Annotated in this window: 16 protein-coding genes and 2 pseudogenes; 9 read left to right on the top strand and 9 right to left on the bottom strand. The window is 59.0% G+C overall.

The genetic code is table 11. The features are described 5' to 3' along the window. The 3 genes from AC221Y_RS09375 to AC221Y_RS09365 all read left to right on the top strand — a co-directional run. Positions 1-1140: acyclic terpene utilization AtuA family protein (locus AC221Y_RS09375; RefSeq protein WP_486707219.1), on the top strand; the 1140-nt coding region annotated here is incomplete at its 5' end. Continuing rightward, positions 1133-1435 (top strand): DUF4387 family protein, encoded by a 303-nt coding sequence (locus tag AC221Y_RS09370; protein WP_299753670.1) that lies wholly within the window; start codon positions 1133-1135, stop codon positions 1433-1435. The genes AC221Y_RS09375 and AC221Y_RS09370, both read left to right, overlap by 8 nt. Further along, entirely contained in the window at positions 1432-2343 is a 912-nt protein-coding gene (locus AC221Y_RS09365; protein WP_486707218.1) for an aldose epimerase family protein, read from the top strand. Before AC221Y_RS09370 ends, AC221Y_RS09365 begins: the two co-directional genes overlap by 4 nt. 1 nt (position 2344) lies before the next feature. Here the strand turns inward: AC221Y_RS09365 and AC221Y_RS09360 are convergent, their stop codons facing one another. The 5 genes from AC221Y_RS09360 to AC221Y_RS09340 are packed head-to-tail and all read right to left on the bottom strand — an operon-like array spanning position 2345 to position 9142. Next, on the bottom strand, positions 2345-4777 hold the full coding sequence (locus tag AC221Y_RS09360) for a GcvT family protein (protein WP_299753672.1): 2433 nt from the start codon (positions 4775-4777) through the stop codon (positions 2345-2347). A 16-nt stretch (positions 4778-4793) separates the two neighbouring features. Next, the gene (locus AC221Y_RS09355; RefSeq protein ID WP_299753673.1) at positions 4794-5675 is read right to left on the bottom strand and encodes a homocysteine S-methyltransferase family protein; all 882 of its coding nucleotides are present in this window, start codon (positions 5673-5675) and stop codon (positions 4794-4796) included. Further along, positions 5672-6133 (bottom strand): pyridoxamine 5'-phosphate oxidase family protein, encoded by a 462-nt coding sequence (locus AC221Y_RS09350; protein ID WP_486707217.1) that lies wholly within the window; start codon positions 6131-6133, stop codon positions 5672-5674. Before AC221Y_RS09350 ends, AC221Y_RS09355 begins: the two co-directional genes overlap by 4 nt. After that, a complete protein-coding gene (locus AC221Y_RS09345; protein ID WP_486707216.1) occupies positions 6130-8574 on the bottom strand; it encodes a GcvT family protein in 2445 nt (814 codons plus the stop codon). The genes AC221Y_RS09350 and AC221Y_RS09345 overlap by 4 nt, the downstream gene beginning before the upstream one ends. Positions 8575-8590: 16 nt before the next feature. Beyond that, positions 8591-9142 carry a helix-turn-helix domain-containing protein gene (locus AC221Y_RS09340; protein ID WP_299753680.1) on the bottom strand — a complete coding sequence of 184 codons (552 nt, stop codon included), beginning with the start codon at positions 9140-9142 and terminating at the stop codon, positions 8591-8593. Positions 9143-9341: 199 nt separating this feature from the next. Here AC221Y_RS09340 and AC221Y_RS09335 point away from each other — a divergent pair, with 199 nt between their 5' ends. The 3 genes and pseudogenes from AC221Y_RS09335 (at position 9342) to argE (ending at position 12918) form a co-directional block, all read left to right on the top strand. Then, positions 9342-10622, top strand: coding sequence for a DUF3422 family protein (locus AC221Y_RS09335; protein WP_299753676.1), 1281 nt, complete (start codon positions 9342-9344; stop codon positions 10620-10622). A gap of 53 nt (positions 10623-10675) precedes the next feature. Then, a pseudogene (locus AC221Y_RS09330) lies at positions 10676-11764 on the top strand (ATP-binding cassette domain-containing protein); the annotation flags it as partial. Beyond that, positions 11761-12918, top strand: coding sequence for an acetylornithine deacetylase (argE, locus tag AC221Y_RS09325; RefSeq protein WP_299753677.1), 1158 nt, complete (start codon positions 11761-11763; stop codon positions 12916-12918). The pseudogene AC221Y_RS09330 and the gene argE, both read left to right, overlap by 4 nt. Here the strand turns inward: argE and AC221Y_RS09320 are convergent, their stop codons facing one another. The 4 genes from AC221Y_RS09320 to AC221Y_RS09305 form a co-directional block, all read right to left on the bottom strand. Next, positions 12919-13152, bottom strand: coding sequence for a DUF2842 domain-containing protein (locus AC221Y_RS09320; RefSeq protein WP_299753678.1), 234 nt, complete (start codon positions 13150-13152; stop codon positions 12919-12921). A gap of 118 nt (positions 13153-13270) precedes the next feature. Further along, positions 13271-13552, bottom strand: a complete 282-nt coding sequence (locus AC221Y_RS09315) for a hypothetical protein (protein ID WP_299753679.1) — start codon at positions 13550-13552, stop codon at positions 13271-13273. Positions 13553-13584: 32 nt separating this feature from the next. After that, positions 13585-13911 (bottom strand): hypothetical protein, encoded by a 327-nt coding sequence (locus AC221Y_RS09310; RefSeq protein ID WP_486707215.1) that lies wholly within the window; start codon positions 13909-13911, stop codon positions 13585-13587. A gap of 196 nt (positions 13912-14107) precedes the next feature. After that, a complete protein-coding gene (locus tag AC221Y_RS09305; protein ID WP_486707214.1) occupies positions 14108-15400 on the bottom strand; it encodes an adenylosuccinate synthase in 1293 nt (430 codons plus the stop codon). Between the two features lie 101 nt (positions 15401-15501). On the opposite strand from AC221Y_RS09305, the gene AC221Y_RS09300 reads away from it, so the two are divergent. From AC221Y_RS09300 to AC221Y_RS09290, 3 genes and pseudogenes are all read left to right on the top strand, one after another. Continuing rightward, positions 15502-15828 (top strand): hypothetical protein, encoded by a 327-nt coding sequence (locus tag AC221Y_RS09300; RefSeq protein ID WP_486707213.1) that lies wholly within the window; start codon positions 15502-15504, stop codon positions 15826-15828. A 181-nt stretch (positions 15829-16009) separates the two neighbouring features. Further along, positions 16010-16975: a class II fructose-bisphosphatase gene (gene glpX / locus AC221Y_RS09295; RefSeq protein ID WP_299755167.1), complete on the top strand. Its 966-nt coding sequence runs from the start codon at positions 16010-16012 to the stop codon at positions 16973-16975. Continuing rightward, positions 16972-17336: pseudogene (locus tag AC221Y_RS09290) on the top strand (single-stranded-DNA-specific exonuclease RecJ); the annotation flags it as partial. The gene glpX and the pseudogene AC221Y_RS09290, both read left to right, overlap by 4 nt.

Raw genomic sequence — 17336 nt, 5'->3', positions numbered from 1 at the left:
GGCTGTCCCTTGGTGATCGGCACTGCGGGCACCTGCGGTGCCGGATCGGCCGTGGATTGGCTTTTGGACATCACGCGCGAAGTTCTGGCAGAGACAGGTCACAGCGTGAAGATTGCTGTTTTAAGGTCGGATCAAGGGCCGGACGTCGTGGCCGAGGCGTTTGAGACGGGCCGCGTAACGCCCCTGCCCGCAGCGCCCGAGATTGACGTTGATCTGATCCAAAGCTGCACGAATATCGTGGCGCTTGCAGGGGTCGAGCAGATATCGGCCGCTCTTGCCACGGGCGCCGACATCGTGATTGCCGGACGCACGACAGACACCGCAATCATTGCCGCTTTGCCGATAGAGCGCGGCGTAGACGCTGGTTTGGCTTGGCATGCCGCAAAGATCGGGGAGTGCGGCGCGCTCTGTGCGACGAACCCGCAGTCGGGTGTGCTGCAGGTGGATTTTGAGGACGACGCATTTGTTCTGACGCCTTTGGCGGATGGGGCGCACGCAACGCCGCATACAGTTTCAGCGCATATGCTTTACGAGAATTCTGACCCCTATTTGCTGTATGAACCGGGCGGTGTTCTGGACGTGACGCGCGCAGTTTATGAGGCGCTCGACGACACACGGGTTCGGGTGACTGGGTCGAAATGGGTGCCGTCTGATGCCTACACCGTGAAGCTTGAAGGAGCGCGGGTGGCCGGATATCAGACCATCGTGATGGCGCTTTTGCGGGACCGGCACTACGTGGCGAATGCGGCGGCCTGGGCAGACGATATTGTAGCAAAATGCACAGCGAAGGCCTTGGCGCGGACCCCCGCATCGGAAGGTGATTTTTCAATAGAAATCAGACTGATTGGGCAGAATGCGACGCTTGGCGCATTAGAAACGCGGACAAGCGATGCGGTTGAGATCGGCGCACTTGGTCTGGTAACGGCGAAGACGCATGCATTGGCCGGAGAGATCGCTAAATTACTGAACCCCTATTTGCTGCATCATCCGCTGACACGCGATGAAGAACAGCCGACATTCGCCTTTCCGTTTTCGCCCGCCGAGATTGATCGTGGCGCGATTTACGAGTTTTGCCTGAACCATGTTTTACGGCTTGATGATCCGATGGACGCGTTTTCGCTGGAGGTTGTCGATGGCTGAGTTGGGGCAGATCGTCGAGAAGGTGCGCTCGAAGAACGCCGGGCCGTTTTGGTTGACGGTGGATATTTTTTGCGGTTCGCCCGAAGCTTATGCGCGCGTACGCGATGGGTTGGAAACGCAGGCTGTTGCGCGATTTCTGGATACGCCGGTTCAGACCTTGAAGCGGTTTGATATGGAAGATTTACGGGTCGTGAAGCTTTCCCTGCCGCGTCCTGCCGTGCAAGGCACGGTCAACGATCGCGATATGCACGGCGCGGCGTTGGCCGCACTTGTGGCGGAGATCAACATTCCATGAGCCTGCGCGACTTCGGTGTATTGTCCGACGGGCGAAGCGTGCAGGAAGTGACGCTTGGGAACGGGCGTCTGACAGCGCAATTTCTGACATTCGGAGCGCGGATTAACGGGCTTTCGTTTGACGAAATTGATGATTTGACGCCCACTCTTGATCTTGAAGCGGCTGCGGGCTCCAACCCATATTCTGGTGTGATTGTCGGGCCGGTGATGAACCGCCTTGGCGGCGCGCGCGCGCCCCTGAACGGACAGGTTCTGACGTTTAACGCAAATGAGGGGTCGAACCTTCTCCATTCGGGCGCCGCAGGCCTTCATCGCTTGGTTTGGGATATCGCAGACGTGTCAGAAACAGCGGTGACATTCGCGGTCGACCTTCGGCCAGACACTTTTCCAGGGCGGCGGCAGATTGAGGTCACCTATCGTTTGGAAGACGCCGATCTGGTCCTGGAGATTGCTGGAACAACCGATGTGCCAACGTTGATGAACGTCGGATTTCATCCGTTCTGGACTGTTTCAGGGCGCGGGCGTGCGGGACATGTTTTGCAGGTGCATGGCGCACAGTATTTGCCAATGGACGGTGGCAATATCCCCACCGGAGAGATCACAGACGTGGTGGGGACGGCTTTGGATTACCGCATACCGCGCGCGCCCGCTGACGATATCGACCACTGCTTTGTTCTGCCCGAACACGACGGAATTGCGCCTTGCGTGACGCTTGAAAGCGACGTTATGCGACTTGAAATTCTTTCTGACGCACCGGCGGTACACGTATTTACCGGCATGGATATCGGGATCGCGGTTGAGCCGGAAATTCACCCCGACGCGCCGAACCACGCGGGCTTTCCGTCTATTCGGCTGGGGTCTGGCGAAACGTTCCACCAGACCGTGATCCATCGCTTTTCTCGGCGCTGACTTAGCTGCGCATCCGTTCGGATTTCGCATCATACATGGGGCGCAGGGACGCTTCGGCGGCAACGCGCGCACCTGCGACTTCGATTTCCCAGCCGTCCGTGTCTTTCGCCAATTCCGCCGGCACGTAGCCAAGCCCGATCGCTCCGCCCAAGGTGTGGCCGTAGCTTCCCGAGCTTAAATAGCCCACGAATGCGCCGTCTTTCAAGATAGGTTCGTGATGAAACAGAAGCGGTTCGGCGTCCGTCAGGAGGAATTGCAGCATCCGCAGTTTCGGGCCGGTTTCTTTGCGTTGAAGCACCGCTTCGCGACCGATGAAGTCGGGTTTTGCGGTTTTGACCGCGAAGGAAAGACCCGCATCGACGACATGGTCTTCGCAGGTGATGTCGTGGCCAAAGTGGCGGAAGGCTTTTTCGATGCGAAGGCTGTCCATCGCGTGAAGGCCCACGTGTTTCAGGCCGACATCTGCACCGGCTTCCACCAGCGTTTCGTAGACGTGTGCGGTCATGTCGGACGAGACGTACACTTCCCAACCAAGTTCGCCGACGTAAGATACGCGGTGCGCGCGGGCGAGGCCGTAGCCGATTTCGATAGTGCGAGCGAGGCCGAAGGGATGGGCTTCATTGGACCAGTCGTCAGGGCTGACAAGGCGCATCAGATCGCGCGCTTTTGGGCCCATTACGGCAATAACGCCCTCACCGGCAGTGACGTCAGTAATGACAAAATTGGCGTCTTCTGCGTGGCGCCGTATCCACATTTCATCGGCAAGGCGCGTGGCGGCCGGAGTGACCACAAGGTAGGCAGTTTCAGACAGGCGTGTAACGGTAACATCAGCTTCGATGCCGCCGCAGCTGTTCAGGAACTGGGTGTAAACGATACGACCTATCGGCACGGACATATCGTTGCCGCAGATTTTGTTCATTACCGCCTCGGCGTCGCGGCCTTCGACGCGGATTTTACCAAAAGATGTCATGTCGTAAAGTCCGACATTTTCGCGAACCGCGCGGTGTTCTGCTGCGTTATTTTCGAACCAATTCGGGCGGCTCCAGCTGTATTCGTACTCGGGTGTCTGGCCTTCATTGGCGAACCAGTTGGCGCGCTCCCAACCCGCGACTTCGCCCATCACACCACCAGCCTTCAGAAGATGTTCGTGAAGCGGTGTGCGGCGAATGCCGCGCGCCGTTGCCTTTTGGCGGAAGGGATAATGGTCGGCGTAAAGAAGGCCAAGGGTTTCAATCGAGCGGTCGTGGAGATAGCGCGCGTTGCCCTGAAACGGCTGCATTCGTCCGATGTCGACGTCGCCGAGATCAGACGGCTTTTCACCGGTGTTCATCCATTCTGCCAGCGCCATGCCGGCACCGCCAGCGGACTGAATACCGATAGAATTAAAGCCCGCGGCGACCCAGACATTGTCGCTGCCGGGGGCAAGGCCAAGATGATAGGCATCGTCCGGCGTGAAGCTTTCTGGGCCGTTGAAGAAGGTATGGACCCCGGCCTCAGCCATCATCGGCATACGTTCGATCGCGCTTTCGAGGATCGGCTCGAAATGGTCGAAGTCTTCCTGAAGCTGGTCGAATTCGAAACTCTCGGGGATGCCGTTCATACCCCATGGTTTGGCGACAGGCTCGAAGGCTCCAAGAAGGATTTTTCCGGCATCTTCTTTGTAGTATGTACACTCGTCAGGCACCCGTAGAACGGGAAGTTGGCCAAGGTTATCAATGCTTTCGGTAACGATGTAGAAATGCTCGCAGGCGTGGAGCGGAATGTTGACCCCAGCCATTTTGCCGACCTCGCGCGACCACATGCCAGATGCAATAACAACGTGTTCGCACGCGGTATGACCCCGTTCACCCGCTTCGTTTTCCCAGTCAACGCCGGTGACGCGGGTGCGGTCCTTATGGATTTTCGTGACCTTCGTGCCTTCGAGTGTCTTGGCACCGCGCAGCCGCGCGCCTTTGGCGAGGGCTTGCGTAATATTGGCAGGATCGCCCTGCCCGTCCGAAGGCAGAAAGACCGCTTGCGTGATGTCGTCGACTTTGACGTGCGGGTATTTCTCCGTCACTTCTTTGGGAGAAATTTCATGGACCTCTACGCCGAAGGCGCGCGCCATGGAGGCCTGACGCAGGAGTTCTTCTTTACGCGCCTCGGTCAGGGCAAGTGTGATTGAGCCAACCCAACGGCAACCTGTCTGAACGCCGGTTTCGGCTTCAAGATTGACGTATAGTTCCTGCGTATATTTGGCGAGGCGGGTCATATTCGCGGACGCGCGCAACTGTCCGATGAGCCCGGCGGCGTGCCATGTGGTGCCCGAAGTGAGGCGTTTACGTTCCATCAACACAACGTCGGACCAGCCAATTTTTGCAAGGTGATAGGCAATGGAGCAGCCTACGATGCCGCCACCAATAATGACCACGCGGGCTTGTTCAGGAACGCTCATTTTAGGTAGTCCTCTGTCAGACGATTGCATGGCCGGCCGCATTGAGGCGGCGGGCGATTTCACGGATGTGGTCGGGGCCAATTTCGCAGCAGCCACCGACGATTGTCGCGCCCTGATCGACCCATTGCAGGACGGTATCGGCGTATGTTTCTGGCGTGATGTCTTTACGGGCTGAAAGGGCATCTACGGTGGCTTTGGCCTTCAGAAAATCCTTGGTGATCTCGGTGAAGCCGTTGGCATAGGCGCCGTATGGTTTGCCAAATGTTGCCAGGACGTCGAGGCCTGCGGACATCGCTTCGGGGACGGAACAATTGGCCAGCCACGCGTCGGGCATAAGATGCGCCAAGGTCGACACCTGTTCGCCCGAACGCAGTTTTCTGCCGTCTTCATCGTCAAGCGTGACCGACAGCCAAACGGGCAAGTTTGTCTGGCGTGCGCCCGCAAGGACTGCTTCAGCGTGCATCAACGAGGCGACGGTTTCGCAGATGATCAGATCGACCTTTGGGGCAAGGCGTTTGGCGAGATCGGCGTAAAGCGGAACAGCCGTGGGAAGATCGGGGTGCGTGTCCGGGCGAAAACTCCCGATGAGCGGCCCGATGGAGCCTGCAACGCGGTGGTTCGGGGCATGGCGCGCGCTCAGGGCTGCGTTCAAGGCGGCGGCGATCAGGGGTTCCTGTTGATCGGCGAACCGCGTGTCGATCAGTCGGTCGGCATGCAAAGTATAGGTGTTGGCCGTGGCGATGGTGGCGCCTGCATCGAAAAAATCGCGGTGGACGGCTTCGACCAGTCCGGGATGGTCGATCATGACCTGTGTGGACCACAGGCTCGTTGGGGCGTGGGGTGTACGATGGACCAGTTCCTGCCCAAGGCCGCCGTCAAGGAGGGTGATATCGGTCATGGTGCGGGGAACATCCTTGCGTATTTGCCGCGGTATATCTCGATCATTTCGTCTTCGGTGACCCCGGCGTCGTAGGGCGGTGTGGAGAGTGGAGAGGCCTGATCGACGTGGATCAGCACAAGGGATCTGATCCGTTTGGCAAGACCGCCCCAAGTATCAATCCATCTCGTTTTCAATGTGTTAACGCGCACGAATTCGCCTTCAACGATCTCGGTATTCCCGGACAGGCGCACACCTTTGCGGCGGAAAGTATCGACGAAAACGACCTCGGCCATGGGGGTTTTCAAAAGATTTCGGCGGGTTCCGAGTGAGCGGATGTTGCCGTAGGCAATCGTTGTGTCACCCAGCACCAGAAACGTCCCCTTGGGTGACGCGGCGAGTCGCCTATTGGGGCGAATGGTGGCGACGATCCCAAGAGGAAAGTCGAGGATGATGCGGCGTGCTCCGGGTGTGATCATGCACGGATCCGTTCGTTGGCAGGATCCCAGAGCGGCTGGTCTTCTTGGACCGTCGCCCTGAAGCGTTCGCCGTAGATCTCGACTTCGACCGTGGTGCCGGGGGTAGCGAGATCAGCGCGCAACATGCCCAATGCCACGGACTTGTTGATGCGGTAGCCCCACGCGCCCGAGGTGGTTTCGCCGACAATCTCGCCGTCTGCCCAGATGGTGGTCATATAGGGCGCGTCGGTATCGCCCGCCTCGACGGTCAGCGTCACAAAGCGCTTTTTGACGCCCTGCTGCTTTTCGTTTTGCAAGGCAACTTTGCCGGGGAAGTCCTGTGGTTTGTCGAGTTTGACAAAGCGGTCAAGCCCGCCTTCGAGGAGGCTGTAGTCAGTTGAAAGATCGCCTTTCCATGCACGGTAGCCCTTTTCAATCCGCAGGGAATTCAAGGCAAACATGCCGAAAGGTTTGGCGCCAGCGGCCAGAACCGCGTCATAGATCGCGGGCATGACGGCGTTGGCCGCGTGGATTTCCCAGCCGAGTTCTCCGGCAAAAGAGACCCGGGCGAGTGCTGCGTTTTGCCCCGCCACTTCGGCTGGTTGGTGGGAAAGCCATGGCAGCGTCAGATCGGCGTCTGAAAGACGCGCAAACAGCTCACGGGACTTTGGCCCGGTGACGATCAGGGTGGAATATTCAGTTGTGTGATCGGTGAGGGTAAGGCCCTCGGGCAGGTCCTTCAAAAGGATATCGCGGTCGTGCCATTGGGCGGCCGCGGCGGTGATGAGCGTGAAGAAATCCTCTCCGTGGCGCATCAGCGACATTTCGGTAAGAATGCGGCCGCGCGCGTCTGGGAAGTAGCTGAGGTTCATGCGACCGACCTTTGGAAGGCCGCCCGCGATGCGCCCCTGGAGCCACTCGGCAGCGCCGTCACCGGAAAGGTTAAAGCGCGAAAATCCCGGCAGATCCAGAACGCCGACGCCATCACGCACCGCTTCGCATTCTTCGCGGATACGGCTTTCCCACGGACCGGTGCGCCCCCATGTATGCGTCGCTTCTTCGGAGGTGTCGTCGCCATCCTTGGCGAACCAGTTGGCGCGTTCCCAGCCGTTATAGGCGCCCATCTGCCCGCCAAGTTCGCGGACTTTTGCGTCGACCGGTGACAGCTTCTTGTCACGTCCGGCGGGCCATTCGTGCCATGGGAAATGCATGGCGTATTCGTGGCCGTAAACCTCCATACCTTTCTCGATGCAGTAGTCTTCGTCGGTGTAATCGGTATAGCGGCGCGGATCGACCGACCACATGTCCCATTCGGTGTGGCCTTGCGTGATCCATTCGGCGAGGATTTTACCTGCCCCGCCCGCTTGCGCGATGCCGAAGGTAAAGACGCAGGCCTCGAACGCGTTCGAAACACCCGGCATCGGTCCGAGAAGCGGCAGGCCGTCGGGGGCGTAAGGGATCGGGCCATTGATCACGCGGCTGACGCCTGCGGTCCCCAGAAGCGGCACGCGTTCCATTGCGTCTTCGATATAGTGTTCCAGACGGTCAAGGTCGTCGGGGTAAAGCTGAAAGCTGAAATCATCGGGCATCGGGTCATCAGGCGTGACCCAATGGGCTTTGCAATTGCGCTCGTAGGGGCCCAGATTGAAGCCGTTCTTCTCCTGGCGAAGATAGTAAGACACGTCCACGTCGCGTAGAAGCGGAAGTTTGCGGCCATTTTCTTTGGACCATGCAACGATCTCCGGGATTTCTTCGGACAAAAGATATTGGTGGCTCATCACCATCATCGGAACGGTGCGGCCGCCGTAGGGCTTGAACCATTCGCCGACGCGTTGGGCATAGTATCCCGCAGCGTTCACCACGACTTCGCAGCGGATCTCGCCCTTCTCGGTCTCGACAACCCATTCGCCATTCTCGCGACGCACGCCAGTAGCGGGTGTAAAGCGGTGGATTTGTGCGCCGAGGTCACGCGCACCCTTGGCCAACGCCTGGGTCAATTGGGCCGGGTCGATATCCCCGTCATAGGGGTCATAAAGAGCGCCGAGGATGTCGTGGGTTTCAAGGAACGGATAACGGTTTTGGGTTTCGGCCGGATCGAGGATCTCGATCGCCATGCCCTGATAGCGGCCCATGCTGGCGGCGCGCTCGAACTCCTGCATGCGTTCTTTGGTGTGCGCCAGTCGGATCGAGCCGGTGACGTGGTAGTTCATCGGATAGTCGACCTCGTCAGCGAGACGTCGGTACAGTTCGGTCGAATACCGCTGCAGGTTCATGATCGACCAGGAGTTCGAGAAGGTCGGGATGTTGCCTGCGGCGTGCCATGTAGAGCCCGCTGTCAGCTCGTTTTTTTCCAGCAGGACGCAATCGGTCCACCCGGCTTTGGCAAGGTGGTAGAGCGACGAAGCCCCGACCGCTCCGCCGCCGATGATGACCACGCGGGCGGTCGTTGGAAAATCAGACATGGGCGTCCTCCCTTTTTTAGTAGACCGGCGGTGCGATCACCCAGATCGCAATGCACGGCGTATTGTTCGGATTGACCCAGAAAAACGGCTCGCCGCGAATGCGGAAGCTGTCGCCAGGATTGAGGCGGTGTGTGGTGCCCTCGATCGTCAGATCGAGAGTGCCAGAGAGGATGTAGCCGACCTCTTGCGTAGGCCGCGACACAGACGTGTCACGGCGCGCGAGAGGCGCAAAAGTGGAATGCACGACCTCGAAGTCGTCGGTAAGGTCGGGCGACAGCAGTTCTTCAGCAAGACCGCTGGCGCGGTGGCCGATGGGGCGGCGCGCGGTGGCGCGCACGATGCGACCCTCTTCCCCCTCAGGCGCAGGCGCGTGGCCGAAAAGCGTTTGCACCGGCACGTCGAAGGCGCGGGCGAGATCTTTAATCTCGCGCATTGAAGGCTCGGAAAGATCGCGCTCGACCTGAGACATCCAACCAACCGAGCGACCGAGCTTTGCGGCCAGAACCGACAGGGTCAGATTGCGCGATTTGCGCAGTGCGCGGATGTCACGCCCCAGGCTGTCTGGCATGTCGATCAGGGACAATCCGGTGGCTTTCCATGAAATTTCTTTCGATATTTTCATGACTTCCTGATAAAAAAGTCAATCGTATTTTTTACACCAATTCAACGGTATGCAATCGTCTACCGCTAAACCTCGGAAATTGGGCGATTTTTTCGTTTACAGTTAGAAATTTGTGGCTAGATACTGCAAAAGGAAATGAGGTGCCATGAGCCAGCTGCAAGACCATCCGCTGCGATATCAGATGATAAACGAGCTTCACGCCCGCCCCTTCCCGGTGTTGACGGTGCCGTGTCGCGCGGCCTATCTGGCGATTAAGCCTGTATCGAACGCAGTCGCGCGGGATCGCGAACTTGATCGTGCCCATCTGATTTCACTGCTTGATCGCTATGGAGCAAAGCATCCGCAACCTGGCGCCACGCATTACTTTGGTGACATCGGCAAGTTCCGCCTGAAGTGGGAAAGCCATACAGAATTCGTGACCTACACGATTTTCGAGGACGGCCTTGTTGATACGCCGTTTGATCCGCGCGATTTCGAGGTTTTTCCGGCGGATTGGCTGGCGGTTGCGCCGGGCGTGACGACAACGTCGGCACTGATCCGTGTTGAGGCCGAAGCGGACGACGCTGTGATTGAAGCGAAGGTGGACAATTGGTTTGTAAGCGAGAGCCTTGCGGTCAGTCAGGTCCTGGATGACAGCGCGGTAATTGCAGGCGATTTCCGGCTGGATGTAGCAGGGCACATGCGGTTTGCTATTTTCGTGACGCCGGAGGCCGGTGCGCGGCGGGTCGGACGGGTCGTCCAGCGCGTTTGCGAGATCGAAACCTATAAGACGATGTCGATGTTGGGTCTGACGCGGGTGCGCGCCTTGGGGCCGCAGATCGGGGCGATAGACGCGCGGTTGACCGAGTTGATGGGCGACATGACGGGCAATGTTTCGCAGCCCGCCGACACCCTTGAGGCGCTGTTGAAGGTCTCGTCCGAATTGGAGAAAACCCTCGCCCTGTCGTCGTTTAGATTTGGTGCGACAGGGGCGTACGAGGCGTTGGTCAATCAGCGGACCTCGATCCTGCGCGAGGAACGGTTCCACGGCCGTCAGACGATTGCGGAATTTATGATGCGGCGGTTTGATCCGGCGATGCGGACGGTGAAAGCGACCGAAGCGCGTCTGAAGACGCTGGCGGAACGTGCCATGCGCGCGGGCGATCTTTTGCGAACGCGAGTTGATGTGGAGCGATCCGCGCAGAACCAGGCGCTTTTGGAAAGCATGGATCGGCGCGCCGATGCGCAGTTGAAATTACAGCGCACGGTGGAAGGGTTTTCGGTCGCAGCGATCAGCTATTACGCGGTGAATTTGCTTGGTTATCTGGCCTATCCTTTTGCCGAAGGCCTCGGCCTTGGCAAAGGGATGACGCTGGCGATCCTAACGCCTATTGTGCTGGCGCTGGTTTTCGTGATGGTGCGCCGGATGCGCAACCGGATCGACTAGGGCGTTTTCGACGTATCAAAGAAGAAGAGGTGCCGTTTATCGCGTTCTCGTCAGAAGAGGGTTCGGTCGAAGAGATTTTCGAGAACCCGCAGCATCCCTATACCCAGTCTTTGCTGGCGGTCGTGCCGAAACTTGGCGAGATGACCAGCAAGACTGCACCCGAGCCGATGCGGCTTTTGAATGCCCCTCCTAGGGTTGAAGGGCCGATCCTGCCGAAGTCGGACACCGTCCTTTTGGATGTGAAGAACCTTGTTACGCGGTTCCCGGTCAAAGGCGGGTTCTTCCGTCGCACGGTGGCGAATGTGCATGCGCTCAAGGACGTGTCGTTTCAGGTGAAGTCGGGTGAAACGCTAAGCCTTGTCGGCGAGTCCGGTTGCGGGAAATCCATTTGTGGGCGGTCGATTTTGCAGCTGATCGAGCCTCAGTCCGGCGAAGTCTGGCTGAACGGCACAAACATCATGGACTACAACCAAACCGAATTGCGGGCTGCGCGGCGCGAGGTGCAGATGGTGTTTCAGGACCCGTTCGCCTCGCTCAATCCGCAGATGAAGCTGGCCGATCAGGTGGCCGAGCCACTGCTGAATGACGGGATCGGCACTTCGCACGAGCAGCGCGAGCGCGTGGCGCAATTGTTTGACCGGGTGGAATTGCCGCGCAGTTTCCTGGGCCGCTATCGGCATGAATTGTCGGGCGGTCAACGCCAACGGATCGCGATTGCGCGTGCATTGGCCCTGAACCCAAGCCTGATCATTGCCGATGAAGCGGTGGCGGCCTTGGACGTGTCGGCGCAGGCGCAAGTGTTGGACCTGATCATGGAATTGCAGGCCGAACTTGGGGTCTCGATCCTGTTCATCAGCCACGACATGGAGTTGGTGGAGCGGGTCAGTCACACGGTTGGCGTTATGTACATGGGCCGGATCGTCGAGCTTGGCTCGCGGGCTGCGATATTTGAGGATCCGCGCCACGAATATACTCAAGCCCTGCTGAAAGCCGTGCCCGTTGCGGACCCACACCGACGTAAATCCGAACGGGATCTAAACTTTAAGCCGATCCCCTCGCCTATCTTTCCTGTGGACCACGTGCCCGGACCTTCGGTTTACGACGAAGTGACGCCGGGCCATTTTGTATTGAGGCCTGAATGACCCTGACATCGCGCGAAGTTCTTGAAAAACTTGTCTCTTTCCCGACAGTGAGCCGGGATAGCAATCTTGATCTTGCCGATTGGGTGCAGGCATTTTTGTCCGATAACGGCGTGAGTTCGCACCGAATGCTGAACGAAGACGGCCAGAAGGCTGCCGTTTATGCTCATGTCGGACCCGACGCGCCCGGCGGTGTGGTTTTGTCGGGGCACACCGACGTGGTGCCTGTTGATGGGCAGGCTTGGGCAACTGATCCGTGGGTTGTGACCGAGAAAGACGGCAAGCTGTTTGGGCGCGGCACTTGCGATATGAAGGGGTTCGACGCGCTTGCTTTGGTGGCCTTGGTCAAGGCGAGCAAGGCGCAGTTGAAGCGCCCTTTGCAGGTTGCGCTGTCCTACGACGAGGAAGTCGGTTGCGAAGGCGCGCCACCGCTTATCGAGAGGATGCGGGAAAACCTACCCCCTGCGGCTTTGGCGATCATCGGTGAGCCGTCGATGATGAAGGTGGTGACAGGCCACAAAGGTGGCAGCGGGTTCAAGGTCCATGTGCGCGGGTTCGAAGTGCATTCATCGCTGATGCACACCGGCGTCAACGCTATCATGGAAGGCGCCAAACTGATCGAGTGGTGCAACCGGATGAACGCGGCCGGCGCCGCCGCCGAGCCGGCCGAGGGTGCCGCATGTTTTGATCCGCCGTGGACATCGGTGCATGTGGGCGAAATCAGCGGTGGTACAGCGCATAACATCACTGCGAAAGACTGCCATTTCGGCGTGGATTTCCGTTATGTGCCGACGGATTCGCGGGCAGAGTGGGAGGCGCGCTTTATCGAGGAAGTGCGCCGTCTTGAGGCCGAAATGAACGCCGTACATCCCGACGCCGGGATCGACCTTGTTCCCTATTTCGGATTGCCCGGATTGCGCCCCGAGGACGATGGTCCGGCGGAGCAACTTGCGCGCAAACTGACCGGTGACAACGCAAGCCATGTGGTAAGTTACGGCACTGAAGCGGGTCATTTTCAGGATGCCGGGTATTCCGGTGTCATCTGCGGCCCCGGCGATATCGCCATGGCGCATCAGCCGAACGAATATCTGACGGTTGAACAATTCACCGCCGGTGAAGCCTTCATGGACCGGCTGATCGACCACCTCTGCCAGTAGTCAAGACGTCTCGTCAGGGATTTCATCCAGGTCAGCCTTTCCCACGCCTTTGAACACCGCTTTGAACGGCAGAGCCCATAGGACGCCAAGCACCAGATAGACGACCAATTCCAGCCAGAACGGTGGGCGGTCGAACAATCCGATGATGGTAACCGAGACGATAACATAGGCCGGCAGGCCGACCAGAAGTATCAGCAGCGAAAGGCGGCGGCGGGATTTGTAGGATAGAGCCATGAGGTTGTTATGGGGCGTCGCGTTGGGAGGTCAAGGTCTCGAAGGGTTGGCATAGTGATTTGGCGAAAGAAAAATGCTTGCAGAGGCAAGCTGCGATACACCTTTTTGTGCGTTGCCTTTACTCGACGACCAACCGGCAAAGCGTTGTATTTTCGATCTCAAGGTCCGGACCCCAGATTAAATCCGCAGAGCGATCCCAGGCGATGCGGTCATATCCGTCTTTCGGGCTTACAGCACATTCGCTGTGAACGGTTGCGAAAGGCCAGTCTGATGCGTCAAACCCGGCCGTATCCCTGCCAGTCGGTTGTTCCGTGACCTCGGACTGACAGGAGCCTTCCTCGGCAGCCGGATCACTTTCATCCGCACAGAATTTCTGCACGGGGGCGCGGTGAGCGACCATGCATTTCCATCCTGCGCCGGTCACTGCCACGGCTAGGCCGCTGGCGTCGCGATTCTGAAGGACGACACCGCCGTCGCCCGTCTGCTATTTTCGAGTGCCGATATATTCAAGGCCAGTATCGTTATCCTTAAGTCTATTGCCGCCAGCGCGATCGTAAATGGCCGGTCCGCAGTGAAGGAAAAGCTTTCGGCATTGAACGATCGTTCTGTCGCGGTTGAAATACTGTCCTCGGCAACTGGCGCGCTATTGATACTGGGAGAGACCCAATTGTCGGCCCAAACATCAGCTGAAAATGTCTCGGCTTGCGCGGGGACGGCAAGACAAGCCATCGCTTCCAAAATTGCTCGGGTGCCCGTCATTATTTAGCTCTTCGGTCTCCGGCCTTCTGTCTCTGAACGATTTGCGTCAGATTTTTCGTCGAAGAATTTCGGCGGCGTCCGGTTTTTTACTTTGTCGCTTCATAGTTGACGGCAGCGTCGTCCGCTTGACGGCGCTCATCCAGCGGCATTGGTCGCCCGGCGCGTAAGGGCCGAACTAGGCCCGTCCCTTTTCCGCTCAATCCTCGAACGGATCGGTCACAAGGATGGTGTCTTCGCGCTCGGGCGAGGTCGAGACCATCGAGACCGGGCATTGGATCAACTCTTCGATGCGGCGGACGTATTTCACCGCCTCGCCCGGAAGATCAGCCCAGCTTCGTGCTCCGGCGGTGCTTTCGCTCCAGCCTTTCATCGTCTCATAAATGGGTTGGACGCGTGCCTGTTTGTCCGCGGCCGTCGGCAGATAGTCGAGCATTTCGCCGTCAAGTTCGTAAGCTGTGCAAATCTTCAGTTCGTCAAAGCCATCAAGCACATCAAGCTTCGTCAGTGATATGCCATTGACGCCTGACGTGGCGCAAGTCTGGCGCACAAGCACGGCGTCGAACCAGCCGCAGCGGCGTTTGCGCCCTGTGGTGGTGCCGAATTCGTGGCCGCGCTCGCCAAGGCGTTGGCCGTCGTCGTCGAACAATTCGGTCGGGAACGGGCCTTCGCCCACGCGGGTTGTATAGGCTTTGACAATGCCAAGCACATAGTCGATCGAGCCGGGGCCAATCCCTGTGCCGGTGGCGGCCTGGCCCGCGATGACGTTCGAGGACGTGACGAACGGATATGTGCCGAAATCGACATCAAGCAGCGCGCCTTGTGCGCCTTCAAACAAGATGCGTTGCCCGGCACGGCGGCGTTCGTTCAGGACTTTCCAGACGGGCGCGGCGTAGGGCAGGATTTCTTTTGCAATGTCCTTCAGCGAAGCGACCAGTGCGTCGCGGTCAACCGCGGGCAGGCCAAGGCCACGGCGCAGCGCGTCGTGGTGGACCAGCAAGCGGTCAACACGGGCTTCTAGCGTGGCTTCATCGGCAAGGTCTGCCACGCGCACGACGCGGCGGCCGACTTTGTCTTCGTAGGCCGGGCCGATGCCGCGACCAGTGGTGCCTATCTTGGCGACAGAGTTCTGGTTCTCGCGGGCGCGGTCCAACTCGCCGTGGACAGGCAGGATCAGCGGCGTATTCTCGGCGATCATCAGAGTTTCGGGTGTAATTTCAATGCCTTGCGAGCGGATCGTCTCGATTTCTTTCAGCAAATGCCAGGGATCAAGCACGACGCCGTTGCCGATGACCGACAATTTTCCGCCCCGCACGACGCCCGATGGCAGCGCGTGAAGCTTGTAAACTTCGCCGTCGATCACCAGAGTGTGACCGGCGTTGTGGCCACCCTGAAACCGCGCGATCACATCGGCACGTTCGCTGAGCCAGTCAACAATCTTGCCTTTTCCTTCGTCGCCCCACTGGGCGCCGACGACGACTACGTTGGCCATAAAATATTTCCCCCTGAGGTTTACACCGCGGATGCGTATAGCGGCTGGGGTTTTGGGGGGAAACCTTAAAAGGTGTGGTTTGGAGGGATAGGGGGACTTGAGTGTGGCTGACGTTTTGGCATGAGCTTGAGCGCGCCATCGGAGATCGCGGAAAACGCGCCTACCGAGCTTCGTTCCTGGCAAGGCGCGACGGTGATATGATCCAGTGCAAACAGGAGAAAGTCATGGCTGCATTTGGCGCCATGTCCCCGCAAAGCAACGACGTTCTACACCTTGCCGAAGGGGGTCCTGAGACAGAGATTATGTTTCACTACGGGCACAAGACCTGTGAGTTCGCCATGTTCGAGTTGATGGATGATCTCGCTACACGGTGTCCGAATATCGACATTTGGGGCGGGGCCTGTGGACCCTGGGACAGACATTTTTGATCGCACAGCGCATTATGTTCGCAAGGCGCGCATCACGACTTGATTGCTATGTGCCGGCACTCTTCCCCAAAACCACCCTCCCCGCGCGCCTGTTCTCGCTAACACGCTCCGCGCAGACCTTGCCCCCTTGCCGGGTGGCCGATAGGACGGAAGGAACCGGCCTTTAACGGATAGAGAACCCATGCCTGAAGCTCCTGAATTTCACGACCGTATGCTTTCGCTTGGCCTGGGCCGGGTGTCCGAGGCGGCGGCTTTGGCCTCTGCACGCCTGATCGGGCGCGGCGACGAAAAGGCGGCTGACCAGGCCGCCGTCGACGCAATGCGAACGCAGCTGAACAACCTCGAGATTCAGGGCGTCGTTGTGATTGGCGAAGGCGAGCGGGACGAAGCGCCTATGCTATATATCGGCGAGGAAGTCGGCACCGGCACCGGCCCGCAGGTGGATATCGCGCTTGATCCACTGGAAGGCACGACGCTGACGGCCAAGGATATGCCGAACGCATTGGCCGTTATCGCGATGGGGCCGCGCGGCTCAATGCTGCATGCGCCCGACACCTACATGGACAAGCTGGCGGTCGGGCCGGGGTTCCGGCGTGGTGTGGTGACGATGGATATGTCGCCTGCCGAGCGGGTGAACGCGCTGGCGGCGGCAAAGGGCTGTTCGACCGAAGATATCACGGTGTGCGTGCTGGAACGCCCGCGCCACGAGGACATGATTGCGGAAATTCGCACGACGGGGGCCGCAATCCGGCTGATCACTGATGGCGACGTGGCGGGTGTCATTCACTGCGCCGAACCATCGACGGGCATCGACATGTATATGGGCTCGGGTGGTGCGCCCGAGGGCGTGTTGGCGGCTGCCGCGTTGAAATGCATGGGCGGGCAGATGTTTGGCAAGCTGGTGTTTCGCAACGACGACGAAAAAGGCCGCGCCAAGAAGGCCGGCATCACCAACTTTGACCGGGTCTATACGCGCGACGACATGGTGACGGGCGATGTGATTTTTGCCGCCACTGGCGTGACTGACGGTTCGATCCTGCCGGGCATCAAACGCGAGCCCGGGTTTCTGACGGCCGAGACCATTTTGATGCGGTCGAAGACCGGGTCTGTGCGGCGAATGAATTACCGCCACCCGATTGACACTTGACCAGCTCTGCGGGCGGATTTCTTGGCGTTACGACCTCTCTGACGGGGCGGGCATGGGTCGGCCCGTCTGCGGATGCGCTGCGAATGGCGGAGGCCATGGAACAGCAGACTGGCCTGCCCCCGGCCCTTTGCCGGATACTGGTGGCGCGCGCCGTTGCCCCTGAAGACATTGATCTGTTTCTGGCCCCTGCTTTACGCGATTTGCTACCCGACCCGATGACGCTTCTGGATATGGAGCTGGCTGCGGAGCGCTTGATCGCCGCTGTTGATCGTGGCGAGAAGGTCGCTATTTTCGCCGATTATGACGTGGATGGCGGCTCATCGGCTGCACTTTTATTGGACTGGCTGCGCCAGCTGGGTCG

The organism is Boseongicola sp. (genome assembly GCF_057460485.1).
The sequence above is the reverse complement of the archived record's forward strand: the minus strand, read 5'-3'. Positions and strand labels throughout refer to the sequence as shown.